Origin of the sequence: Pseudonocardia sp. TRM90224 (genome assembly GCF_021245725.1) — a bacterium.
Classification (GTDB): Bacteria; Actinomycetota; Actinomycetes; order Mycobacteriales; family Pseudonocardiaceae; genus Pseudonocardia.
This window is the reverse complement of sequence record NZ_JAJGSX010000006.1, coordinates 439092-461378: the sequence shown is the minus strand read 5'-3', so window position 1 is coordinate 461378 and position 22287 is coordinate 439092. Positions and strand designations below refer to the sequence as shown.

The window sequence follows — 22287 nt, the reverse complement described above, 5'->3', positions numbered from 1 at the left end:
CCTCATCACGGCATCATGACCACACACTGACCCGCACGGTGTCGAGCACGAACTCCACCACTCAGCGGGACGTGACCGATTCGGGTGTGTGGATTGGCAAAACGGTGGGGAAGTTGGGTTCGCGGGTGGCCCGCCGCCGCGTGGAGCGGCGTTGTGCGCGTCCCGCACGCGTGTGTGCTGCCCGTCGTGGCTGCGTTGCCACACCGCGAACTTCCCCACCGTTTTGGGCACTTGCGCGCCGTGCGGGCGCGCATCCACCCAAAACGGTGGGGAGGTTGCGGTTACATCGTGCCGCTGTTGATGTTGGCTCGGCGTTCCTTGATGTCCGGTCGGTCTGTGTAGCTCGTTGTGCTTTCCGCCGGTACCGGGGCCAGGCCGCCGCAGGCGTAGGCGAGGGTGCGCACCTGTGCCGCCTTGACCGCCATCTCCGAGAGTGTCTCGATGCCCTCGGCGGTGGGGGCGATGGCGACGATCCCGTGGTTGGCCAGCATCACCATGGCCGGCAGCTCGCCGACGCGGTCGACGTGCTCGCGCAGCCGCTCGTGGAACAGCTTGCCCAGCGCGATCCCCGGCTGCGCGTACGGGACGTAGAGCGGCGTGCCGATCACGACGGCCTCGTCGGAGTAGGCGGCGTGCGTGAACGCCTCCTCCGCGTGCACGCTCGCCAGCAAGCCGACGACGGCCGTCGGGTGTGTGTGCCCGACGAACGTCGCGGGCGCCACCGCCTGCACCGCGACGTGCACCAGCGCCTCGATCGATCCGCGCCTGCGCCGCCCGTCGACGACGCCGGCGTCGAGGGCGGCGGTGAGGTCGTCCTGCGTCGAGGTCGGTGAGGTGAGCAGCTTCGTGAGCGGCTCCACCTCGGCGATCACGAAGTCCTCGGCCGTGGCGTCGCGCATCCGCGAGCCGGACGCCTTCAGCGCGATCCGTCCGTCGTCGAGCAGCTCGGAGGTGTTGCCCTCGGCGAGGATGACGAGGTCGCGCGCCGGCTCGCCGAGCGCGCGGGTCAACCGGACGAGCCCCTCCCCCACCAGCTCCGGCGCGTGCTCGACCGCTGTCATCTGGTGCCTCCGTACCGCCGCGTGGTGATCGCGTTGAGCAGCGCGGCGAACACCAGGATGATCCCCAACGCGAACAGCTGGAACTGGGTGCCGGCGTTGCCGGGCACGTAGAGCAGGATCCCGGCGTTCAGCCACGTGATCAGCACCGCGGCGAGCACGACGCCCGACACCTTGCCTATCCCGCCCGTGATCGCCACCCCGCCGAGCACCGCGATCGTGATCGCCGGCAGCGCGAGCCCGTTCCCGCTGGTCCCAGCGTCGGGACGGGCGGAGGCGAACTGCGCGGTGACGTACACCGCGACGAGCCCCGCGATCATCCCCGCGAGCACGTAGGCGCGCATCCTGGTGGCCGCGACATCGATGCCGGACCACTGCGCGGCGACGTCGTTGGTGCCGATCCCGAACAGGCGTCGCCCGTAGGTCGTCCTGGTCAGCAGCAGCCAGACCACCACGACGGCCGGCAGCAGGAACGTGATCACGCCGAGCGGGACGTCGGGGATGTTGCGCCCGATGAGCGGCAGCTCGACGCTGCTGGTCACGGCGTAGAGCTGCTGCACGGGTTCGGTGCTGATCGGCTGCTGCTGGTTGATCACGATGGCGATCGACTTGTACGCGTAGTACGTCGCCAGCGTCGCGATCAGCGCGGGGAAGCGCAGCCGCGCCACCAGCAGGCCGTTGATCCCGCCGAGCGCCGCGCCGACGACGAGCGCCAACGGGACGGCCAGCCACATCGGCCAACCCCACTGCCCGTAGGCGAAGCCGAAGACCATCCCGGTGAGCGAGACGATCGCGCCGACCGACAGGTCGATGCCGCCGCGCCCGGAGAGGATCACGATCAGCTCGGCGAGCGCGAGCATCGCGAGCGGCACGGCGTCGACGAGCGCCGCCGACATGTAGTCGGGGTTGTACGGCGCGGTGAGGAAGCCACCCGCGGAGAGCAGCGACATCCAGACCACGACGACGAGGATCAGCACGACCAGCAGGACGGTGCGCTGGGTGAGCACCGCCCGGACGGCCCGCTGGACCGGGGTCTGCACGGTTTCCTGCGCGGTCATCGAGCCCTCCGTCGGTTGAGCGGGCGTCGGTTGAACGGGCGCTGCCTGATGAGGTCGGCGCCGACGGCGACGATGACGAAGATCCCGACGAACAGGTCGGAGAGCTGGCTCGGCCAGTTCAGCTGGGTCACGCCCGAGCTGACGGTCTGCACGAGCAGCGCGCCCAGCACCGTCCCGAGCACCGATCCGCGGCCGCCGACGATGGACGTGCCGCCGATGACGGTCGCGGCGATCACCGCGAGCTCGCGGCCGGTGCCGATCGACTGGTCGAGCGTCGAGGTGCCCTTGGCCACCGTGAACACCGCGGCCAGCCCGACGAGCGCGCCGGTGATCACGTACGCGAGCAGCACCCTGCGCTGCACCCGCACCCCGGCCAGCCGGGCGGCCACGGCGTTGCCGCCGATCGCATAGAGGTGGCGACCGCCGACGGAGTGGCGCAGGTACCACCACGCCACCGCCGCGATCGCGACGGTCAGCAGGAAGCTGTGCGGGATCCCGAGGAACCGGCCCTCCGCGCCGCGGCCGAAGAACGCCAACGTCCCGGGGATCCCGTTGACGGTCTGCGAGCCGAAGATCTGCAGCCCGAGGAACAGGAACAGGTTTGCGGTGCCGAACGTGATGATGATCGCGTGCACCCGCCCGTAGGCGATCAGCACGCCGTTCAGGGTACCGAGCACGGCCCCGACGGCCACCGCGACGACGAGCGCCAGCAGCAGCGGGACGTCGGCGTCGACCAGCAGCTTCGCCGTGATCACCCCGCAGACCATCATCGTCGCGCCGACCGAGACGTCGATGCCCGCCGAGATGATCACGAGCGTCATGCCGACGCCCATCACGGCGACCGGCGCCACCTCCACCAGCAGCGGCTGGATCGAGCCGGCGGTCAGGAACGCCGGGGTCGTGAACGCGAGCAGCACCCACAGCACGGCGATGACGCCGACGAGCACGAGCTCCTGGCCCGAGACGGCGGGGGCGAGCACCCGCCCCCGGGCGGGCGGCGGCCGCTCCTCGACAACGGTCACACCCCCACCCCCAGCCGGCGGCCCGCCAGGGCCGCGGTTGTGCCAGGAAAGCCACTTTCCTGTCCTGAGGTGCCAGGAAAGTGGCTTTCCTGGCACACCCCGGTGGGGGTGTCTGCGCGCCGGGTCATGCCGCACCCTCCGCCCCGGCCGCCGCGGCCAGCACGTCGACCTGGCTCGCGCCCGGGCCGAACTCGACGGTGGTGGTCCCGCCGCGCACGACGTGCAGGCGGTCGGAGATGCGCAGCGCCTCGGCGAGGTCGGAGGTCACGACGAGCACGGCGGTGCCCTCGTCGGCGAGTCCCGTCACGATCTTGTGGATCTCCTCCTTGGCCCCGACGTCGACGCCCTGGGTGGGCTCGACGAGCACCAGCACGCGCGGCCGGTCGACCAGCTGCCGGGCCAGCACGACCTTCTGCGCATTGCCGCCGGAGAGCGCGTTCACCGGCTGCCGCTCGCTGGGCGTCCGGACGGCCAGCCGCGCGACGAGGTCGCGGGCGACCGTCCGTTCCTTCTGCCGGTCCACCCACGCGGTGAAGCGGCTGAGCAGGTCGAGGTTGCCGACCGAGATGTTGAACGCGATCGACTGGAAGCCGAACATGCCCTGCTCGGTGCGGTCGGCCGGCAGCAGCGCGATGCCGAGCCGCTTGGCGTGGCGCGGCGACGTCGGCCGCACCGCCTCGCCGTCGATCCTGATCTCGCCGCCGGTGGCCGGCCGGATCCCGTAGACGGTGCTCGCGATCTCCGCGACACCCGATCCGACCAGCCCGTACAGCCCGACGATCTCGCCGGCCCGCACCGCGAGGTCGACGTCGCGGAACGCCCCGTCGAGCGCGAGCCCGGCCAGTTCGAGCACCGGCGGGCCGGTGGCCGGCTCACGGACGTGGTGCTCGTCGTCGAGGATCCCGCCGACCATCAGCTCGGCGATCTGGCGCACCGAGAGGTCGCCGATCGGGTACGTGCCGATGGTCGCGCCGTCGCGCATGACGGTGACCTCGTCGGCGATGCGGAACAGCTCGTCGAGCCGGTGGGAGATGTAGAGCACCGCCACCCCGGCCGCCGTCAGCCGGCGCACGACGCCGAACAGCACGTCGATCTCGGTGTCGGTGAGGATCGCCGACGGCTCGTCGAGGATCAGCACGGTGGCGTCACCGGCGAGCGCCTTGGCGATCGAGACCTGCTGCCGTGCGGCGATCGACAGCTCCCCCACCGGCCGCGTCGCGACGGCAGCGGGCAGCCCGATCAGCTCCAGCAGCTCCACCACCTTGGTGTGCTGCGCCGCCCAGTCGATCCGCGGGCCGGACGTGAGCTCCCGGCCCAGGAAGATGTTCTCCGCGACGGAGAGCTCGGCGAACAGCTGCGGCTCCTGGTAGACGGTCGCCACGCCCAGCGCCATCGCCTCTGCGGTGTCGCGGATCTCGACCGGGCGCCCGTCGAACTCGACGGAGCCCGTGTCCGCTGCCACCGCCCCCGAGACGATCTTGATGAGGGTGGACTTCCCGGCCCCGTTCTCGCCGACGATGGCGTGCACGGTGCCGGGCGCGACCGTCAGCTCGGCCTGCGCGATGGCCCGCACCGCCCCGTACCGCTTGCTGATGCCGCGCATCACGAGCCGGGGCGGTGCCGATGTGGTGACGGCCATCAGTAGTTGAACTTGTCCACGTTGTCCTTGGAGATCACCAAGGGGTCGCCGAGCAGCAGCATCTTGCTGGCCGAGTCCCACTTCACCGCGGGGAGCTGGGCGTTGACGTTGTTGCTGGCCTGGAACGCCTTGCCGTCGGCCAGCTGCAGGCCGGCCCACGCCGTGAGGTAGCCGAGCTGCTCGACGTCCCACAGGATCGACGCCGACGACGAGCCGTCGGCCAGGTAGGCCTTCATCGACTGCGGCGTGCCGAGCCCGACGGTGAAGACCTTGCCGATCTTGCCGGCGTCCTTGACCGCCTGCGCGACACCCGGCGCCGACGACGTGCACTCGCCGACGAGCCCGGTGAGGTCGGGGTGGGCGTTCATGAGGTCGGTGGCCATCTGCGTCGCCTTGGCCTGGTCCTCACCCGCGTAGACGATGTCGACGATCTGCGCGCCCGGGTACTTCTCGGCCGTGTAGGCCTTCTGCACCGCGATCCACGAGTTGAGGTTCTCGGCGGTCTCGCCACAGGAGACGATCGCGTACTTGCCGGCGCCGCCCATCGCCGTGAGCAGCGAGTCGGTGAGGCCCTTGCCGATGCCGTCGGCGGTGGCCTGGTTGACGAACGCCTCACGCACCGACGACGGCGCGTCGGTGTCGGAGGTCATCACCTTGATGCCCTTGCCGGCCGCCTCGGCCAGCACCGGGGCCATCGAGTTGGGGTCGTTCGGGGCGACGACCAGCACGTCGACGCCCTGCTGGATGTAGGAGCGCACGATCTGGGTCTGCGCGGCGGCGTCGGCCTGCGTCGGGCCCTGGTAGAGCCAGTTGAGCCCGAGCTCGGCCGCGGCCTTCTTCCCGCCGGTGTTCATCGCCTCGAAGTACGGGATGCCCTGCAGCTTGGGGACGAAGGCGACCGTGCGCGCCTTGGGCGCACCGCCGCTCCCGCCCGCGGCCGGTTCGTCGTTCTTGGTCGTGCATGCCGACAGCGCCAGCGCCGCCACCAGGCAGGTCGCCAACGCGGCCGTCACCCGTCGAGCCCGCATCATCGTCTCCTTCGTGTGATCTCGGCGAGCAGCGACGCTGCCCCCGCCCAGTCCTGCCCGTTCCGTGGTTCCAGCTCGACCAGCTCGGTGGACGCCGTGATCGCCGCCCGGATCTCGTCGAGCCCGCCCAGCTCGCCCAGCGCCGCGAGCTGCACCCCCGCATTGCCCAGCGCCGTCGCCTCCACCGGCCCGCACCGCACCGGCAGCCCGGTCGCGTCGGCGGCCAGCTGCGAGAGGCCGAGGTGGCGCGAGCCGCCGCCGACGATGTTCAGCGAGGTCAGCGCCGTGCCGGTGACGTCGGAGATGTCCGCGGCGACTCCGCGGTAGCTCAACGCCAGCGAGTCGACGACGCACCGCGCGACCGCGCCGATCGACTCCGGCACGGGCTGGCCGGTGCGCGCGCAGAAGTCCCTGATCCGCGCCGGCATGTCGCCGGGGGCGAGGAAGTCCTCGTGCTCGGCGGGGATCACCGAGACCAGCCCGGGCTCCGCCGCCGCCAGCTCGGCGATCTCGCCGTAGTCGAGGTCGTGCCCGTCGCGCGCCCACTGGCGCCGGCACTCCTGCAGCAGCCAGAGCCCGACGACGTTGCGCAGCAGCCGGATGGTGCCGCCGTACCCGCCCTCGTTGGTGAGGTTCGCGCGCTGGGTGCCCTCGGTGATCACCGGTGCCGGGGTCTCGATGCCCAGCAACGACCAGGTGCCCGACGACAGGATCAGCCCGCCCGGCTCGGTCACCGGCGTGCCGACGAACGCGCTGGCGGTGTCGTGCGCGGGCGGGACGATCACCCGCGCGCCGCCGAGGTCGTGGGCCTCGCCGACGTCCGTCCCGGGCGCGACGACCTCGGGCAGGAAGTGGGTCGGGATGCCGAGCCGGTCGAGCAGGCCCGTGGCCCAGCTGCCGGTGGCCATGTCGTAGGCGCCCGACGTCGACGCCGCCGTGAACTCCGTCGTGCTGCTGCCGGCCAACAGGTGGTGGATGACGTCGGGCAGCATCAGTAGCGTCCGGGCGTCGACGAGGCGCTGCGGCTGCTCGCGCTGGTCGGCGTACAGCGCGAAGATCGTGTTGATCGGGATGATCTGCACGCCGGTCGCGCCGTACAGCTCGGCCCGCGGCACGGCGTGGAGCGCGGCGGTCATCGCCTCGATCTGGCGCGGGTCGCGGTAGCAGGTGGGCTCGTCGAGCAGCGTGCCGTCGGCGCCGAGCAGCCCGAAGTCGACGCCCCAGGCGTCGACGCCGACCGACGCCACCGGGCCGTCGACCATGTCGAGTCCGGTGCGGACGCCGCCCCAGATCCGGTCGAGGTCCCAGCGCAGCACACCGTCGACGGTCCTGGGCTCGTGCGTGAAGCGGTGCACGACGTCGAGGTGCATCCGCTCGCCGTCGAACCGGACGGTCGTGACGCGGCCGCTCTCGGCGCCGAGGTCGACCGCGACCACCGTCCGGTGCGTGGCGCTGTGCGTGCTCAACTGGCTCCCTCCGGGACGGCGACGGTGCGGACCGGGACCCCGGCGCGCCCCCATTCCGCGACGACGGCGGGGTCGATCGCGTCGTCGGTGTAGAGCGCGTCGATCCCGCCGGTCGCGACGAACGGGTGCAGCGCGAAGCGGCCGATCTTGGATGCGTCGAAGAGGCCGTAGACCTCGTTGCACGCGCCGACGAGCTGCGCTTTCGCCTGCGCCTCCTCCGGCGCGACGTCCATCAGGCCGTGCTCGATCGAGAGCCCGGCGACGCCGAAGAAGCCCTTGCCGATTCGCCCGCGGCCGGCCAGCACGTCCCCGATGGGGCCGACCACCGACGCCGCGGCCCTGCGCAGCACCCCGCCGGGCAGGAACACCAGCGCCGACGACTCCTCCATAAGCAACGACGCCGAGCGCAGGCCGTTGGTGACGACCACCAGGTTGCGCCGGTCGACGAGCTCCTGCGCCAGGTAGAAGCAGGTGCTGGAGGAGTCGAGGGCGACGACGTCGCCGTTGCCGACGATGCCCGCGGCGGCGCGCGCGATCGCCTGCTTCGCGGCAGCGGCGTGGTGCAGGCGGTTCTGGAACGCGCCCTCGTCGGGGACGCCGACGCTCACCGCGCCCCCGCGGATCCGGCGCAGGAGGGTGCGGCGCTCCAGCGCGTCGAGGTCCTTGCGGACGGTCACGGTCGAGACGCCGAACCGTTCGGCGAGCTCGGAGACCGTCACCCGGCCCGACGAGCCGAGCTCGAGCAGGATCGCCTGCTCGCGGTCGAACTCGTCGAAGGGCACTGCCGGAAATTACTGACGGCGTCACGTGATCGTCAACACAACGAAATGAAGCGAAAGTCGTTTGGTTTCGGAACTGCCTCCCCTGGACGTGTGCCGGGCCAGCAGCGACGATGGGACGCGGGTGACCGGCGACGTCGAGGAGTGTGGATCTTGGGCCGCGATGTCGAGCACATGGTGTTCACCCGCGAGGACCGGCGCCGGTTCCGCGACCGGATCCGGCAGAGCCTCGACGCCCTGACCCAGATGCTGCGCGAGTCGCAGTTCGAGTTCGAGCGCCCGCTCACCGGGCTGGAGATCGAGCTGAACCTCGTCGACGACGACGGCGAGCCCGCCAACGTCAACGCGCAGGTGCTCGACCGGCTGGCCGACCCGGCGTTCCAGACCGAGATGGGCCAGTTCAACATCGAGATCAACGTGCCGCCCAAGGAGATCGGCGGGCGCGGGCTGGCCGACTTCGAGGACGCCGTGCGGTCGAGCCTCAACTCCGCCGACCAGAAGGCCCGCACCGAGGGCGGGCGGCTGGTGATGACGGGCATGCTGCCGACGCTCATGCCGCGCCACGTCAGCCTCGACGCGCTCAGCGCGAGCCCGCGGTTCGCGCTGCTCAACGACCAGATCTTCGCCGCCCGCGGCGAGGACATGCACCTGTCGATCAGCGGCGTCGAGCAGCTCACCACCTACATCGACTCGATCACCCCGGAAGCCGCCTGCACGAGCGTCCAGCTGCACCTGCAGGTGAGCCCCGACCGGTTCGCGAACTTCTGGAACGCCGCGCAGGCGATCGCGGGCGTGCAGCTCGCGCTCGGCGCGAACTCGCCGTTCCTCTTCGGGATGGAGCTCTGGCGCGAGACCCGCATCCCGCTGTACGAGCAGGTCACCGACACCCGGCCGCAGGAACTGAAGGAGCAGGGGGTGCGGCCGCGGGTGTGGTTCGGCGAGCGGTGGATCACCTCGGTGTTCGATCTTTTCGAGGAGAACGCCCGCTACTTCCCCGCGCTGCTGCCGATCTGCGAGGACGCCGACCCGCTGGAGGTGCTCGCCGCGGGCCAGGTGCCGAAGCTGGACGAGCTGGCGCTGCACAACGGCACGATCTACCGCTGGAACCGGCCCATCTACGCCGTCGTTGACGGCCGCCCGCACCTGCGGGTGGAGAACCGCGTGCTGCCCGCGGGCCCGACCGTCGTCGACGCGATGGCGAACGCCGCCTTCTACTACGGGCTGGTGCGCACGCTCGCCGACCAGGAACGGCCGGTGTGGACGCAGATGTCGTTCTCGGCGGCCGAGGAGAACTTCCACGTCGGCGCGCGGCACGGCATCGACGCCACCGTCTACTGGCCGGCCCTCGGGCCCGTGCCCGCCGGCGAGCTCGTGCTGCGCAGGCTGCTGCCCATGGCGTACGAAGGGCTGGACGCGTGGGGCGTCGACCCCGCCGAGCGCGACCGGCTGCTCGGGATCATCGAGCGGCGCTGCGTCACCGGGACGAACGGCGCGGCGTGGCAGGTCGCAACCGTGCACGAGCTGGAGGACTCGGGCGGCATGGACCGCATCCCCGCACTGCACGAGATGCTCGCCCGCTACGTCGAGAACATGCACACCAACGCCCCCGTGCACACGTGGGAGTCGCAGACGCCGTTCGGCTACTCGTAGCAACCACGGCTCCACGAACTCGCGGCCGGGGAGGGCAGGAAAGCCACTTTCCGGCCCTCACAGGGCAGGAAAGTGGCTTTCCTGCCCTCCCCCCGAGGTGACTCTGCGTCGCAATGAAGGCGACACGGTCAGGGGCTGACGGCCACGCGGAGACCGAGCGCGACCAGGACCGTCCCCATGACCGCCTCCAGCCGGCGGCGGATCGTGGGGCGGCGGAACCAGCCGCCCACCCGCGCGACACCGGCGATGAGGGCCAGGCACAGCACCGTCTCGATCGCCACTTGGACGAGCGCGAGCATGGCGGTCGTCGCGAACAGCGGCCGGTCGGCCGGCACGAACTGCGGGTAGAACGCGACCATGAAGATCGCCGCCTTCGGGTTGGCGAGCTGCACGACCGCGCCCTCGCCGAACGCCTTCCACCAGCTCGCCGTCGACACCTCCACCTCGACCTCGACGGCGTCGCCCTTCCACGCGGCCCGCAGCGCCTTGACGCCCATGTACAGCAGCACCGCCGCGCCCACCACCCGCAGCACGACGAACGCCACCTCCGACACGGCGACCAGCGCCGCGAACCCGGCCGCGGCCAGCAGCGCCCAGATGTACAGCCCCACCTCGAGCCCGACGAGCGTCGGCAGCGCCCCGCGCATCCCGTGCAGCGCGGCCCGGCGCAGGAGCAGCGCCATCGCGGGGCCGGGGACGAGCAGGATCAGCACGACGGCGACGACGAAGGTCAGAATCGAGTCCACGTCCCGCAGCGTGCCGCACCCGACGCCGCCGGGTCAGCCGGATTCCGCCCCGACTTCCCCACCGTTTTGGGCACTTGCGCGCGTTTTCGGCGCGCATCCACCCAAAACGGTGGGGAAGTTGCCCACCGTTTTGCCAACCTGCAGACCCCCGACGGCGTGCAGGTTGGCAAAACGGTGGGGAAGTTCGGCTACTCGTAGATCAGCTTCTGCGGGCCCGGGTAGATCCACGACAAGGTGTCGCGGAGGGTGTCGCGCCAGTTCTCCCAGTTGTGCCCGTCGCGCGTCTCGACGTACCGGACGGTCATCCCGGCCGCCTCGAACGTCGGCACCATCGAGCGGTTCGCTGTGATCAGCGGCTCGTACACCCCGCAGCTGACGTGCAGCCGGTCGGCGACCCGGCGCGGACGCTCGCGGTAGCGGTTCACGAACTTCACCACCGGGTCGAAGACGGGGCCGCCGCCGTGGTCGGTGGGGATGTCGGTGAACACGAACGACCCCGACATCAGCGCGAGCGCACCGTACGTCTCCGGCGAGCGGAACGCCGTCGCCAGCGAGGCGACGGCGCCGAAGCTGGAGCCGAGCAGGCAGCGCCCCGAGCGGTTGCCGGCCAGCGGGAACTCCGCCTCCAGCGCCGCCAGCAGCTCGGACGTGACGAACCGCGCGTGCGCGGCCGAGTTGGCGTACTCGACGAGCCGGTCGTGCGGGTGCAGGAACGCCACGACGACCTCGGCGACGTCCAGCCGGTGGATGAGGTTGTCGAGCACCGCCTTCGCCGCGGCGTACTGCAGGAAGTCGCCGCCGTCGTGCACCACCAGCAGCGGGTAGGCCCGGGTGCGCCGGAACCGCGCCGGCAGGTACATCGTCACGCGCGCGTCGCGGCGCAGGGCCCGGCTCGGCACGACGGTGTCGACCAGCTCACCCGGCCGCGCGTCCGGGTCGGGCATCGTCCACTCGGGTGTGGTGTACCCCTGCGCGAAGCACACCGACGAGCTTCCGACGGGGCTGTAGGAGACGTGCCGGTTGAGCGGGTCGTTGATCCGCTCGCTGTGCTCGCCGCGGCGGACCTCCAGCTGGTAGTTGATCCGCGAGCCCGTCGGCAGCTCCAGCACGAGGTACCACAGGTCGGTGCCGTGCAGCCGCCGCAGCGGGATCCGTTCCGGCAGGCCGACGATGCGCTGGACGAGGTGCACCTCGTCCGCGTCTCCACGGTGGAGGAACGTGCACTTGGCACCCTCGACGATCGGCACCTCGTGCCGTTCGAGGAACCGGTCGACGGCACCGTTGTCGAGCTGGCCCGCCCGCAGCCGGTTGATCGCGAGCTTGCGTGCTGCGCTCATGCGGTGATCCGTCCGTCCGAGCCGATCACCTTCGTGCCCTCCGGGAGGCCGCCGCCGGTCAGCACGTCGATCCGCACACCGTCGTCGAGCACCACGCACGGCGCCGGCGCCGCCCGGCTCGCGAGCACGGCGAGCCGGTGCGGGTCGTCGGTGCGCAGCCGCCGGCGTGCGTGCGGGAGCAGCACGCAGCCCGGCAGCAGCCGCAGCCCGGTGTCGGCGAACTCGGGATGGGCCGGGCCGTGCGGCGCCTTGTCGTGGAAGAGCAGCACGCGGTCGGTCAGCGCCATCGCCCCCGCCGACCACGCCACGACCGTCCCCGGCACTTGCGCCGCAACGTCGAACAGCCGCAGCACGTGCAGCAGCACCCCGACGTGCCCGCCCGCGACGACCAGCGCCGACACCTTGCCCAGCACGTGCCGCACGGCGTCCCGGTGCTCCGCGACGGCCGCGCGCTCGCCCGGCCGCCACGTCTCGGCGAAATCGGCCGACAGCTCCTGCACCCGCGCGAGGTGCCGCTCGTCGACGAGCCGCACCACCGTCTCCGCGTCGGAGTGCGCGATCGCCCTGGTGCGGGCGGGGCCGCCGTGCCGGGCGATCTCCGCCAGCGCCTGCAGCGCGCCGTCGAGCTGCAGCAGGTAGAGCTCCTGCAGGTCGTCGAGCTCGCTGCGGTGCGCCAGCTCCGCGGCGGCGTACTCCGGGTCCCGGTCGAGGGCGTCCAGCCAGCGCGCGTGCAGCCGCAGGTTGGCGCTGCGGCCGCCGAGCAGCCCGTCGAGCTCGACGTCGTCGGGCTCGCGTTCCTGCCAGCCGGCGGTCACGGTCGCGATCGGACCCCCGGAGTCGATGGAGCTCCCGAGCGACGCGACGACGGTGTCGAGCGTGGGGCGGCGCTGCGGGCCGAGGACGACGATCCGGGTCATGAAGCGTGCACGTGGACGCTGCGGCCCACGTCGTCGAGCATGCCGCGCAGCACGTCGTAGTCGGGGTGGCGCATGCGCACGTAGGCGTTGGCCATGTAACCGGCCTCGACCTGCTGCGTCGGGGTGCCGGGCGATGGCAGGTGCGCGTCGAGCACCCACTCCCCCATGCGCGACTGGACGTCGTCGACGCCGGAGTAGCCGCTGATCTGCCCGTCGCGCTCGGGCCGCAGCGCGATGATGCCGGTGGCGAAGCGGCGCGACGGGCGCGTGGTGATCCGCTCGTTGACGACGGCGCTGGCCCACTCGCGGTAGATGTCGAGGTCGTTGCCCGCGGAGTACAGGTCCCAGGCGCCGACGCCGGGTGGGCGGCAGCCGATCTCGGAGAACCGCAGGCCCTTCGGCCCGAAGAACCACTCCATGTGCGTCGCGCTGGTGCCGATGCCGAGCGCCTCGTTGACCCTGGCACCCATCTCGCGCAGCTGCTGGTAGTCCTCGACCGAGTCGACCCGGTTGGTCGCGACGAACTGCGGCGAGATCCAGCGGTTGCGCATCGCCTCCAGCACGTTCGGGAAGTAGTGCGAGACGAAGTCCAGCTCGGCGTGCCCGTTGATCGAGAGGGTGTCGTAGAAGCCCTCGTGGCCCTCGACGAACTCCTCGACGGCGATCGACGAGGCACTCTGGGCGCCGAACTTGCCAAGCGCGGCGTCGAGCTCGGCCGCGCTGTCGACACGGGTGGTGTCGAGCGCGCCGGCGCCGGAGCGCGGCTTGAGGATCAGCGGGTAGCCGACCGACTCGGCGAAGGCGTGCACCTCCGCCGCGGACTCGGCGGCCATCGACGCCGCCGTCGGCACCCCGGCCGCCCGCAGCGCGTCCTTCATCGACGGCTTGTCGCGGCAGAGCCACGCCGTGCGCACCGACGTGCCGGGGATCGTGCAGGCCTCGCGCACCTGCGCGGCGGCCATCGTGTGCGCCTCGATCGTCGACTCCAGCCGGTCGACCCAGACCTTGTCCTGGATCCAGCGCACGGTGTCGGTCATGACGCCGACGTCGATGACCGTCGGCACCTGGTGGTAGTGGCTCATCCAGCCTCTGAGCTGGTCGTCCAGCTCGTCGACGTGGCGCTCGCCGACGCCGATCACCGTGGCCCCGATCTCGGCGAGCGCACGGACGAACTGGCGCTGGTTCGACGGGAAAGCCGGCTCGACGAAGACCACATTCACGTCGGCGAGGGTAGCGTCCTGACCCATGGTCGTCGCCGCTTTCGTCGCGCCGTTCCTCCTCCCGGCAACCGTTCGTTTCGTCGCGACGGCTGCTCAGCTGCCCGGCGTGCGGTTAGCAGTGATCACCACCGAGCCCGCGGAGAACCTGCCTCCGGTGCTCAAGGAACACCTCGCCGCGCACTGGCGCGTGCAGGACGCCCTCGACCCGCGCCAGATCGCGGAGGCCGTGACGGGCCTGTCCGGCCAGATCGGGCGGGTCGAGCGGCTCGTCGGCGCGCTGGAGCAGCTGCAGGTGCCGCTCGGGCAGGTCAGGGAGGGTCTCGGCATCCCCGGCATGGACGCCGGCACCGCGCGCAACGTGCGCGACAAGGCGCGGATGAAGGAGGTGCTGACCGCCGCGGGGGTGCCGTGCGCTCGGCACCAGCTCGTCACGCACCCCGGCGAGGCGCTCGCGTTCGCCGAGCAGGTCGGCTTCCCGATGGTCGCGAAGCCGCCGGCGGGCGCGGGGGCGCAGGCGACCTACCGGCTCGACGACATCGGCATGCTGCGCGGATGGCTCGACGCGATCCCGCCGCGCGCCGACGTCCCCGGGCTGCTGGAGGAGTTCCTGGTCGGCGAGGAGCACACGTTCGACAGCGTCACCGTCGGCGGGACCACGGTGTGGGGCTCGATCTCCGACTACCTCCCGCCCCCGCTGGAGGTGCTGCGCAACCCGTGGATCCAGTGGCAGGTGCTGCTCCCTCGGCACATCGACGACTCCCGCTACGACGCGATCAAGCAGATCGGCCCGGCCGCGCTGCGCGCGCTCGGGGTGCGCGACGCGTTGACGCACATGGAGTGGTTCCGCAGGCCGGACGGCTCGGTCGCGGTGTCCGAGGTCGGCGCGCGGCCGCCGGGGGCACAGCTCTCGTCGATGCTCGGGTACGTGCACGACGTCGACTTCTACCGGACGTGGTGCGAGCTGGTGATCCTCGACCGCTTCGACCCGCCGCCGCGCCGGTACGCGGCCGGCACGGCGTACCTGCGCGGGCAGGGCCGCGGCCGGGTGCGGGCGGTGCACGGAGCGGAGAAGCTGCAGCAGGAGCTGGGCCACCTCGTCGTCGAGGCGAAGCTGCCGGAGCCCGGCCAGCCGGCGTCGACGTCGTACGAGGGTGAGGGCTACGTGATCGTCCGCGACCCGGACACCGAGGTGGTGCGCGAGGCGCTGCACCGGATCGTCGACGGGCTGCGGGTCGAGCTGGTGGAGGCTCAGTGAGCCGGACGGTGGTGATGCTCTCCCCGGGCTACCCGGCGGAGATGGCGTACTTCACCAGGGCGCTCGCGAGCGTCGGGGCCACGGTGATCGGGGTCGGCGACCAGCCGCCGGACGCGCTGCCGCCGGCCGCCCGCGAAGGCCTCGCGCACTACGAGCACGTCTCGCTGGCCGACGACGACGCCGTGCTCGGCGCGCTGCACGGGCTGGCCCGGCACGCCCGGATCGAGCAGGTCGAGTGCCTGTGGGAGCCGTACATGATCCTGGCGGCGCGGATCAGGGAGACGTTCGGGCTGCCGGGGATGACCGTCGAGCAGACGGTGCCGTTCCGCGACAAGGAACGCATGAAGCAGGTGCTCGACGCCGCGGGGATCCGCACACCGCGCCACGTCAGCACGCAGACGGTCGCCGGGGTGTGGGAGGCGGCGGAACGCATCGGCTTCCCGATCATCGTGAAGCCGGTGGCCGGGGCCGGCTCCGCCGACACCTACCGCGTCGACTCCACCGAGCAGCTGGCCGAGGTGCTGCCGATGCTGCGGCACGTGCCGGAGGTGAGCGTCGAGGAGTTCGTCGACGGCGAGGAGTTCACCTACGACACCGTCTGCGCCGACGGGCGGATCCTGCACGAGAACATTCTCTGGTACCGGCCGCGGCCACTGCAGATGCGCATGCACGAGTGGATCAGCCCCGTGTCGATCGCGCTGCGGGACGTCTCGGTGCCCGATCTCGCCGACGGCCGGCGGATGGGCGCGGAGGTGCTGGCGGCGCTGGGCTTCCGCTCGGGGTTCACGCACATGGAGTGGTACCGCACGGCGAACGGCGAGGCGGTGTTCGGCGAGATCGGGGCCCGACCACCCGGCGCGCGGGTCGTCGACCTGATGAACTTCGCCACCGACGGCGACCTGTACGTCGGGTGGGCCGAGGCGGTCGTGCACGGCGGCATGAGCCACCCGCTGGAACGGCGCTACAACGCGGGCAGCGTGTTCAAGCGGGCCAAGGGAGCCGGGCGGATCACCGGCGTCGAGGGCCTCGACCCGCTGCTCGCCGAGTTCGGGGCGCACGTCGCCCTCGTCGACCTGCTGCCGGTGGGGGCGCAGCGCCGCGACTGGCGCGCGACCGTCGTCGCCGACGGGATGATCGTCGTGCGGCACCCGGAGCTGCAACGGGTGATCGAGATGACCGAGCGGTTCGCCGGGGAGCTGCACCTGCACGCGGGGTAGGACGGCCGGGCGGTCGGGCCAGGTGGGGGTTCGTGTCGATCCGGCCCACAGCTGTTCGTCGTTGGTGGTGGGGCCCGACGGTCGGGCCGGACGGGACGGGCACCATGACGGACGCGGGTCGCGACACCGCCCAGCGCACGGCCGACACCCTCGAGCTGCTGGCGAAGGAGTCGCAGCTCTGGCTGAGCACCGCGGCGGCCGACGGGACGCCGCACCTCATCCCGATGTCGTTCGTCTGGGACGGCGAGCGCATGACGATGGGGACCGCGGAGCGCAGCGCCACAGTGCGGAACCTGCGCAGCAGGCCGGTGGCCAGAGCTGCCGTCGGGCACCACTTCGACGTCGTACTCGTCGACGGGTCGGTCGACATCATCGCGCCCGAGGAGATCGACCCACCGACGGCGGACGCCTTCGCGCTGGTGGCCTCCGATCCGCGGCAGCTACCGGGCTACCTCTACCTGCGGCTCACGCCGCGGCGTGTTCTGGCGTGGCGGTCCTTCCCGGAGCGGCCCGGGGCGGAGATCATGACCGGGGGTCGTTGGCTGGCTTGAGAAGGTCGACGTCCGGATCGTGGGGCTGGCCGACTTGCGGGTGCTGAGGGCTGTCGCGACAGCCGTCACCACCCGCAACTCACGAGAGCGCGCCTGGAAAGCCACTTTCCCGGCCTCTGGTGCTGGGAAAGTGGCTTTCCCGGCAACGTATGCGTCCCCTGGGAGTGGTCCGTGAGCTTGCGCGAGATGATCGCGGCGCTGCCGCTCGTCGACCACCACGTGCACGGGGCGCTGCGCGGCGACCTGACGTTCGAGAGCTTCGCCGCGCTGCTCAGCGAGTCGGACCGGCCGGCGCCGCCCGGGACGAGCGCGTTCGACTCGCCGCTGGGGTTCGCCCTGCGGCGGTGGTGCGCGCCGGTGCTGGACCTCGAACCGCACGCGCCGCCGCAGGTGTACGTCGAGCGGCGCACCGCGCTGGGCGCCGCCGAGGTGAACCGGCGGTTCCTGCACGCGGCGGGCGTCGCGCGGTTCCTCGTCGAGACCGGGTACCGCGGCGACGAGCTGCTCTCCCCCGCCGAGATGGCCGAGGCGAGCGGGAGTGCGGCGAGCGAGGTCGTGCGGCTGGAGTCCGTCGCCGAGGAGCTCGCGGCAGCGGGGGTCGGGGCGGACGAGTTCGCCGAGCGCTACGCCGAGCGGCTCGCCGAGCGGAGCGCTGCAGCCGTGGGCCTCAAGACCGTTGTCGCCTACCGGTACGGGCTCGACGTCGACCCGGCCCGACCGGCGCCGGCCGAGGTCAGGGCGGCAGCAGCGAGCTGGCTGCGCACTGTCGATGCAGGCGCTGCGCCGCGCCTGGCCGACCCGGTGCTGCTGCGGCACGTGATCTGGGCGGGGATGGATCGTGGGCTGCCGTTGCAGGTGCACACCGGCTTCGGCGATCCCGACCTGCGGCTCGACCGAGCCGATCCGCTGCGGCTCACGCCGCTCGTCGAGGCCGTCGAGCCGACCGGGGTGCCGCTCCTCCTGCTGCACTGCTACCCGTTCCACCGCCACGCCGCCTACCTGGCGCACGCCTATCCGCACGTCTACCTCGACGTCGGGCTGGCGGTGCCCCACGTCGGCGCCGCGGCGCGGACGGTGGTGGCCGAGAGCATGGAGCTGGCGCCGTTCGGCAAGATCCTCTACTCGTCGGACGCGTTCGGGCTCGCCGAGCTGCACCACCTCGGGGCGACGCTCTGGCGGCAGGCGATCGGGGACGTCCTGGTCGAGCGGGTGGCGAGCGGGGATTGGGCAGAGGCGGACGCAGCGCGCGTCGCCACCATGGTCGGCTCCGGAAATGCATTGCGCGTGTACGGGACCGCCACACCGGTCAGATCTATTACCTGAATGGGGTAGATTCTCGACATGGCCGGTGACGGTGGGTCGACCGTGCGCCGAAGGGTGCATGACGGAATGGCGCAGCTCTCCCTCAGCGAACGGAAGGTGGCCAGGACGTTCCTGGGCGGCTATCCGGCTTCGGGCCTCGAATCGGCCGCTGACCTGGCCCGACGGTCGGAAGTGAGCACACCGACGGTCCTGCGGTTCGTCACGAGGCTCGGGTACACGGGTTACCCCGACTTCCAGCGCGCGCTCATCCACGAGGTGCAGGAACGAATGAGCACGCCGGTCGCCCCCTCCGCGACGCACACGGCCGATGCCATTCCCGCGCACGAGATCGGCCGCACCGTCGACCTGCTCGCCGACGGCCGGCGCCGGATCCGCCTCGCGGGCGGGCGGTTCAGCCAGGTGCTGGCCGAGTACCTCACGACCCGCCTCCAGGTGGTCCGCGGCGACGTCACGTGCCTCGGGTACGGCGGCCTGTGCCGCGCCAGCGCCGCGCTCGACGCCTGTCGCCGCGACGTCTTCGTCGTGATCGACGTGCGCGGCTACGAGGAGACGACGATCCAGCTCGCCACCACCGCCGACGCGGCCGGAGCGCCCGTGGTGCTGGTGACCGACCAGTTCCTCTCCCCCATCGCCGATTTCGCCGACGTCGTGCTCCCGGCCAGGATCGAGACACCCAGCGCGTTCATCAGCCTCGTGCCGGTGATGGCGGTGGTGGAGAGCCTCGCCGTCGGGGTGGCGGAACGGCTCGGCGACGCCGCCGCCGCGCGCACGGCACGGTTCGCCGCGCCGGCGGCGAGGGGCTGAGGGGAGGGCAGGAAAGCCACTTTCCTGCCCCCACAGGGCCTGAAAGTGGCTTTCCTGCCCTCCCACCCGACCGTGTCGGCTACCCCGCCGGCTGCGCCGCCTTCGTGTCGGTCACCCACAGCCCGACGAGGCCGCGGAAGTGGGCGATGAACCGCTCGTGCTCCTCGGCCGGGTAGGTGGCGTGGACGGTGTCGACGAGCAGCTTGTCGAAGTCGGGGCCCGCGACCCACTCCAGCAGCACCTCGTCGAGGTGGCCGAGGCGGCTGGCGGCGAAGTCCCAGTAGCGGTCGGTCTCGAAGTAGGAGTCGGCGAGGACCCGGTAGGCGGCGAGCTTGTCGTCGTAGGACATGTCGTCGCGGTCGGCGATGGCGAAGTAGTTGCCCATGTCCAGGTCGAGGCGCGGGCGCCGGCCCGTCACCGCGCAGAACACCGTCCAACGCACCAGCGCGGCCATCGCCCACGGGAAGTAGTAGTGCAGCGAGGTCAGGGAGACGTCCGGGCAGGCGTTGGCGTAGTCGATCGGGTGCACGTCGGTGCCGTGCACGAGGGTCTCGCAGGAGTTGAACTCCCAGCGGAAGAACGCGTTGACCAGCCGGGAGATCGTCACGACCTCGTGGCCGGTGTCCGGGGAGAGGAACCCGTGCTCGACGGCGTACCGCTCGTGCATGGGCAGTTCCGGGCGGAACTTCATCACCATCGTCTCGGCGCCGATCGAGAGCGACCGCGCGAACACGTCGTAGCCCTCGACGGACTTCTGCAGGTGCATCAGCCGCTGCCCGGACTGGTCGTAGGCCGTGTGCAGGTCGTCCTGGTTGCCGATGCGGGTGACGCCCACCCACGCGCCGCCGTCGTAGGGCTTCATGAACATCGGATAGCCCATGCGCTCGGCGATGGCGTCGAGGTCGAACGACTTGTTGTAGCGCGCCGCCGTGTACGCCCACTTGGTGTGGTCCGGCGGGTTCTTGTAAGGGACGAGCACGGTGTCGGGCACCTTCAGCCCGAGCCGCATCATCGCGCAGTACGCGGCGTGCTTCTCCATCGACTGGAACGTGAACGGGCTGTTCAGGAGGTACACGTCGTCCATGAGCGCGACCTTCTTCAGCCACTCCCTCGGCACGTAGTACCAGTACGCGAGCCGGTCGATGACGAGGTCGTACCGCGGCTTCGCGCGCAGGTCGAAGGGCTCGATGGTGATCCGCTCGACGTCGAAGGAATGCTCCTCGCCCGCCGAGTCCGACACCGGGCCGACGCGCCGCGCGAGCGTCTCGAACGCGGCGGGCCAGTCCTCTTCGGTGCCGAGCAACAGGCCGACGAGGTGCTTGTTCATGCGTCGCCTCCGATGATCCGCGGAAGGTGGTGTGCGATCTGGCGGCGCCACCACGGCCAGTCGTGCGCGACGTCGTGGCCCCAGAGGTCCAGCTCGTGCGGCACGCCCTTCTCCGACAGCCGCCCGGCGAGCGCCTTCGTGCTGTTCAGCGCGCCCGTGGTGTCCTCCCACTGCCCCTGCCCGCAGACCAGCGTGAGCCGCACCTGCGCGCGCAGCCAGTCGAGGTGGTCGCCGTGCAGGTTCCCGACGTAGTCGAGCGGGTTGTTGAAGTACAAGGCGTCGCCGCGCTCGCCCCACCCGTGCCACGAGCTGGGGTCGTAGTTGCCGGAGAGGCACAGCGCGCGCGGGAACAGGTCGCCGCGCTTGAGGGTGAGGTTGGCGGCGTGGAACGCGCCCATGCTGCAGCCGGTGGTGACGATGCCCGTCGGGCCGCCGCAGTCGTCGTGGATCCAGGGCACGACGTGGTCGAGGATCCACGACTCGTACGCGTCGTGCCTGCGCGCCCGCTCCTCGAGCGGGAGCCCCTTGTGCGACCACGACTGCGCGTCGTAGCTGTCGATGCAGTAGAGCTTCACCTGGCCGGAATCGATCAGATCGGCGACCGCCCCCACCATGCCGTTGGACGCCGCATCGCCCGCCCGCCCCGCCTCTGCCGGGAACATCAACACCGGCCGTCCCCAGTGCCCGTACGCGATGACGGACCCGCTGCCGCCGAGTGCCTGCGACCAGAGGTCGGCGGAGCGTTGCCTCATCACACCTCCGTAAGATCCGGCGGCGGCCAGCCTAACCCGATCGAGGCCGTCCACGTCGAGAAACCGCGGCGATGCCTTCACTCGCCGGGCAGCGGTGGTCAGCCGGCGATCTGATGGACCCGCTGGTAGGAGATCTGGACGACGTCAGCGATATCTCGCAGCGACAAGCCAGCTGCCCGCATCGCCTCGATCGCTGCTTTCCGCGCCGCTTCGTGATGCTCGACATCCACGCGCAGGCGGTCCTCCCACATCCGAAACTGCTCCAGCCGGCTCGTGTAGTCCTGGTCGCCCTGGATGTAGTGCCACACGAGGTCGAACTCGTCCGGTTCGGTCTCCATGAGACCGGCGATCAGATCGCGGACCTCACGATCCAGATCGGCGAAGTGCTCGACGTCGGTCGCCGCCGCGAAGTTCGGCGGCAGCCCGTCGACCTCAGCAGTCCACAGCCCGTCCTCCCGGCCGACGGTGACGCCGTACGTGGGGCGCTTGCTCATCGGTCAGCCTCCATCCATTTGTCGCCGAACCATGGCGCAAGCGCAGTCTCGACTCCGCGCAGCACCGTCCACGTGAGCTCCCGCGGATGATCCGTGAGGCCGAAGCGCGAGACCTCGATCCCTTCGGAACTCTGCACGGAGTAGATGCGATGGGAGCCCTTCCCGCGGCCAGGCAGCTCGACGACGGCCATCTGATGCTCCCGAGCCGTTCGCCGGACGAGCTGAAGCGCCTGTGCAGCCTTCATCCTTCGCTTGACCACGCTACTGTCTAGCGCACTGGACGTGCAAGCGTCAAATCGACTAGACGCCACGGCTGGGCGTTCCGGCCATGCGTCCGATTTGTCGATAACGCGTTTTGGCTGTTCCGAGGCCCCGAAAACGGCCATAACGTCGTTGTCGACGGCTGTGTGGCCGGTTCCCCCGGTTGGGCGATACCCTGACGCGACCGACTCCAACACGCCAGAACGGTGGTCGACGCCAGGATGAAGAAGATCGTTGGGCTCGTCCTCATCGCGTTGCTGATCTTCTTCATCGTCGCGCAGCCCGACGCCGCAGCGAACTCCCTGCAGAACATCATCGCGTTCCTGCGCAACGCCGCGGAGTCGATCGTGCGGTTCTTCACCTCGCTCGTATAGCCCGAGCGG

The 22287-nt window shown here is 71.2% G+C and carries 22 protein-coding genes; 7 read left to right on the top strand and 15 right to left on the bottom strand.

The features are described 5' to 3' along the window. Window positions 1-281: 281 nt before the first annotated feature. From LL648_RS12695 to LL648_RS12665, 7 genes are all read right to left on the bottom strand, one after another. The gene (locus LL648_RS12695) at window positions 282-1061 is read right to left on the bottom strand and encodes a class II aldolase/adducin family protein (RefSeq protein ID WP_232662701.1); all 780 of its coding nucleotides are present in this window, start codon (window positions 1059-1061) and stop codon (window positions 282-284) included. Then, entirely contained in the window at window positions 1058-2116 is a 1059-nt protein-coding gene (locus tag LL648_RS12690) for an ABC transporter permease (protein WP_232662700.1), read from the bottom strand. The genes LL648_RS12695 and LL648_RS12690 overlap by 4 nt, the downstream gene beginning before the upstream one ends. Continuing rightward, window positions 2113-3138, bottom strand: a complete 1026-nt coding sequence (locus LL648_RS12685) for an ABC transporter permease (protein WP_232662699.1) — start codon at window positions 3136-3138, stop codon at window positions 2113-2115. The genes LL648_RS12690 and LL648_RS12685 overlap by 4 nt, the downstream gene beginning before the upstream one ends. Before the next feature lie 124 nt (window positions 3139-3262). Next, window positions 3263-4777, bottom strand: a complete 1515-nt coding sequence (locus LL648_RS12680; RefSeq protein WP_232662698.1) for a sugar ABC transporter ATP-binding protein — start codon at window positions 4775-4777, stop codon at window positions 3263-3265. Further along, complete coding sequence (locus tag LL648_RS12675; RefSeq protein WP_232662697.1) at window positions 4777-5805, bottom strand: autoinducer 2 ABC transporter substrate-binding protein; 1029 nt, start codon at window positions 5803-5805, stop codon at window positions 4777-4779. Before LL648_RS12675 ends, LL648_RS12680 begins: the two co-directional genes overlap by 1 nt. Next, a complete protein-coding gene (locus LL648_RS12670; protein ID WP_232662696.1) occupies window positions 5805-7271 on the bottom strand; it encodes a rhamnulokinase in 1467 nt (488 codons plus the stop codon). The genes LL648_RS12675 and LL648_RS12670 overlap by 1 nt, the downstream gene beginning before the upstream one ends. Next, entirely contained in the window at window positions 7268-8053 is a 786-nt protein-coding gene (locus LL648_RS12665; protein ID WP_232662695.1) for a DeoR/GlpR family DNA-binding transcription regulator, read from the bottom strand. Before LL648_RS12665 ends, LL648_RS12670 begins: the two co-directional genes overlap by 4 nt. Before the next feature lie 150 nt (window positions 8054-8203). Here LL648_RS12665 and LL648_RS12660 point away from each other — a divergent pair, with 150 nt between their 5' ends. Beyond that, window positions 8204-9700, top strand: coding sequence for a glutamate--cysteine ligase (locus LL648_RS12660; RefSeq protein WP_232662694.1), 1497 nt, complete (start codon window positions 8204-8206; stop codon window positions 9698-9700). 128 nt (window positions 9701-9828) lie between these two features. Here LL648_RS12660 and LL648_RS12655 read toward each other — a convergent pair whose 3' ends face one another. The 4 genes from LL648_RS12655 to LL648_RS12640 form a co-directional block, all read right to left on the bottom strand. Beyond that, complete coding sequence (locus LL648_RS12655) at window positions 9829-10446, bottom strand: LysE family translocator (RefSeq protein WP_232662693.1); 618 nt, start codon at window positions 10444-10446, stop codon at window positions 9829-9831. A 188-nt stretch (window positions 10447-10634) separates the two neighbouring features. Further along, on the bottom strand, window positions 10635-11783 hold the full coding sequence (locus LL648_RS12650; protein WP_232662692.1) for an alpha/beta hydrolase-fold protein: 1149 nt from the start codon (window positions 11781-11783) through the stop codon (window positions 10635-10637). After that, on the bottom strand, window positions 11780-12700 hold the full coding sequence (locus LL648_RS12645) for a hypothetical protein (RefSeq protein ID WP_232662691.1): 921 nt from the start codon (window positions 12698-12700) through the stop codon (window positions 11780-11782). Before LL648_RS12645 ends, LL648_RS12650 begins: the two co-directional genes overlap by 4 nt. After that, complete coding sequence (locus LL648_RS12640) at window positions 12697-13920, bottom strand: ATP-grasp domain-containing protein (RefSeq protein WP_232662690.1); 1224 nt, start codon at window positions 13918-13920, stop codon at window positions 12697-12699. Before LL648_RS12640 ends, LL648_RS12645 begins: the two co-directional genes overlap by 4 nt. Before the next feature lie 25 nt (window positions 13921-13945). Between LL648_RS12640 and LL648_RS12635 the strand changes: the two genes are divergently transcribed. The 5 genes from LL648_RS12635 to LL648_RS12615 all read left to right on the top strand — a co-directional run bounded on the left by LL648_RS12635 (window position 13946) and on the right by LL648_RS12615 (window position 19070). Beyond that, window positions 13946-15175: a hypothetical protein gene (locus LL648_RS12635; protein WP_232662689.1), complete on the top strand. Its 1230-nt coding sequence runs from the start codon at window positions 13946-13948 to the stop codon at window positions 15173-15175. Then, entirely contained in the window at window positions 15172-16392 is a 1221-nt protein-coding gene (locus tag LL648_RS12630; protein WP_232662688.1) for an ATP-grasp domain-containing protein, read from the top strand. Before LL648_RS12635 ends, LL648_RS12630 begins: the two co-directional genes overlap by 4 nt. Before the next feature lie 32 nt (window positions 16393-16424). Further along, window positions 16425-16943 carry a pyridoxamine 5'-phosphate oxidase family protein gene (locus LL648_RS12625; protein WP_232662687.1) on the top strand — a complete coding sequence of 173 codons (519 nt, stop codon included), beginning with the start codon at window positions 16425-16427 and terminating at the stop codon, window positions 16941-16943. A gap of 171 nt (window positions 16944-17114) precedes the next feature. Beyond that, window positions 17115-18266 carry an amidohydrolase family protein gene (locus tag LL648_RS12620; RefSeq protein ID WP_308190311.1) on the top strand — a complete coding sequence of 384 codons (1152 nt, stop codon included), beginning with the start codon at window positions 17115-17117 and terminating at the stop codon, window positions 18264-18266. 66 nt (window positions 18267-18332) lie between these two features. Continuing rightward, entirely contained in the window at window positions 18333-19070 is a 738-nt protein-coding gene (locus LL648_RS12615; protein WP_232662686.1) for a MurR/RpiR family transcriptional regulator, read from the top strand. Between the two features lie 79 nt (window positions 19071-19149). Here the strand turns inward: LL648_RS12615 and LL648_RS12610 are convergent, their stop codons facing one another. From LL648_RS12610 to LL648_RS12595, 4 genes are all read right to left on the bottom strand, one after another. Further along, on the bottom strand, window positions 19150-20397 hold the full coding sequence (locus LL648_RS12610; protein WP_232662685.1) for an ATP-grasp domain-containing protein: 1248 nt from the start codon (window positions 20395-20397) through the stop codon (window positions 19150-19152). After that, a complete protein-coding gene (locus tag LL648_RS12605) occupies window positions 20394-21149 on the bottom strand; it encodes an esterase family protein (RefSeq protein ID WP_232662684.1) in 756 nt (251 codons plus the stop codon). Before LL648_RS12605 ends, LL648_RS12610 begins: the two co-directional genes overlap by 4 nt. 98 nt (window positions 21150-21247) lie before the next feature. Next, entirely contained in the window at window positions 21248-21643 is a 396-nt protein-coding gene (locus LL648_RS12600) for a MerR (protein WP_232662683.1), read from the bottom strand. Then, a complete protein-coding gene (locus tag LL648_RS12595) occupies window positions 21640-21834 on the bottom strand; it encodes a hypothetical protein (protein WP_232662682.1) in 195 nt (64 codons plus the stop codon). The genes LL648_RS12600 and LL648_RS12595 overlap by 4 nt, the downstream gene beginning before the upstream one ends. 291 nt (window positions 21835-22125) lie before the next feature. Here LL648_RS12595 and LL648_RS12590 point away from each other — a divergent pair, with 291 nt between their 5' ends. Beyond that, on the top strand, window positions 22126-22278 hold the full coding sequence (locus LL648_RS12590; protein WP_232662681.1) for a hypothetical protein: 153 nt from the start codon (window positions 22126-22128) through the stop codon (window positions 22276-22278). The last annotated feature ends 9 nt before the right edge of the window (window positions 22279-22287 follow it).

Excerpts from the sequence above, each read along its gene's own strand:
- LL648_RS12695 (WP_232662701.1), bottom strand. The coding sequence starts at position 1,061 with ATGACAGCGGTCGAGCACGCGCCGGAGCTGGTGGGGGAGGGGCTCGTC.
- LL648_RS12690 (WP_232662700.1), bottom strand. The coding sequence starts at position 2,116 with ATGACCGCGCAGGAAACCGTGCAGACCCCGGTCCAGCGGGCCGTCCGG.
- LL648_RS12680 (WP_232662698.1), bottom strand. The coding sequence starts at position 4,777 with ATGGCCGTCACCACATCGGCACCGCCCCGGCTCGTGATGCGCGGCATC.
- LL648_RS12675 (WP_232662697.1), bottom strand. The coding sequence starts at position 5,805 with ATGCGGGCTCGACGGGTGACGGCCGCGTTGGCGACCTGCCTGGTGGCG.
- LL648_RS12650 (WP_232662692.1), bottom strand. The coding sequence starts at position 11,783 with ATGAGCGCAGCACGCAAGCTCGCGATCAACCGGCTGCGGGCGGGCCAG.
- LL648_RS12645 (WP_232662691.1), bottom strand. The coding sequence starts at position 12,700 with ATGACCCGGATCGTCGTCCTCGGCCCGCAGCGCCGCCCCACGCTCGAC.
- LL648_RS12635 (WP_232662689.1), top strand. The coding sequence starts at position 13,946 with ATGGTCGTCGCCGCTTTCGTCGCGCCGTTCCTCCTCCCGGCAACCGTT.
- LL648_RS12615 (WP_232662686.1), top strand. The coding sequence starts at position 18,333 with ATGGCGCAGCTCTCCCTCAGCGAACGGAAGGTGGCCAGGACGTTCCTG.
- LL648_RS12610 (WP_232662685.1), bottom strand. The coding sequence starts at position 20,397 with ATGAACAAGCACCTCGTCGGCCTGTTGCTCGGCACCGAAGAGGACTGG.
- LL648_RS12605 (WP_232662684.1), bottom strand. The coding sequence starts at position 21,149 with ATGAGGCAACGCTCCGCCGACCTCTGGTCGCAGGCACTCGGCGGCAGC.
- LL648_RS12600 (WP_232662683.1), bottom strand. The coding sequence starts at position 21,643 with ATGAGCAAGCGCCCCACGTACGGCGTCACCGTCGGCCGGGAGGACGGG.
- LL648_RS12595 (WP_232662682.1), bottom strand. The coding sequence starts at position 21,834 with ATGGCCGTCGTCGAGCTGCCTGGCCGCGGGAAGGGCTCCCATCGCATC.
- LL648_RS12590 (WP_232662681.1), top strand. The coding sequence starts at position 22,126 with ATGAAGAAGATCGTTGGGCTCGTCCTCATCGCGTTGCTGATCTTCTTC.